Raw genomic sequence first — 615 nt, 5'->3', positions numbered from 1 at the left:
GGCAAACACCTTGTAAGATAATGAACAGTTGTCTATTTCCTGTTTCGCTGTAGTTTGTAATGCGCCCTATACAGCCTGTTTTATAAAGTTGTGTAGAGAAGCGGTCTGTATCCGATGAAAGTGGTTGAATAATGCCCAATAGACGATCGGTTACCATCACGTTTTCAATCATTTCAAGTGATTCTGGTTCAAAAATGTTGAGTGATAAAAAACCGCCGGGTAGTACGAGTGCACCTTCTAAAGGAAAAAGGGCAATTTGCTTTGGAAGATCATTTTCGCAATTGTAAGAGATATTACCAGCTTTCATGAGTATTGTGTCACCTTTGTTCGGTAGTTTTAGTCTGTAAATAGTCGCAATTTATGACACTATTGAGAAAGCAGAAAACCTACTTCTTGTACATTAAAATCATACTTATAAAATACTTGAAGTCTTTTTTTTTAAAATGAAACGGCGACCCCCGAGTTCAGCACGCTTTCCCCACACGACACTCTTCCTATCCCAATTTCGCATAAAGAGAATAATTCCGTTTTTTTATATACTTCTTTTGACCGCTTTCTCATTAACATTGGCAAATGACATAGCATTTGCCCCTGTTCCGACATGTCAAAACGATG

At 37.9% G+C, this 615-nt stretch carries 1 protein-coding gene; it reads right to left on the bottom strand.

Features of this window, described 5'->3' with window-relative positions; translation table 11 throughout:
• The coding region (locus tag J7R13_RS08625; RefSeq protein ID WP_208438293.1) for an LON peptidase substrate-binding domain-containing protein at nucleotides 1–307 on the bottom strand (307 nt) is incomplete at its 3' end.
• Nucleotides 308–615: the final 308 nt, after the last annotated feature.

This window comes from Bartonella taylorii 8TBB (assembly GCF_902825155.1).
GTDB classification, from domain to species: domain Bacteria; phylum Pseudomonadota; class Alphaproteobacteria; order Rhizobiales; family Rhizobiaceae; genus Bartonella; species Bartonella taylorii_A.
This window is presented reverse-complemented; position numbering and strand designations above follow the sequence as displayed.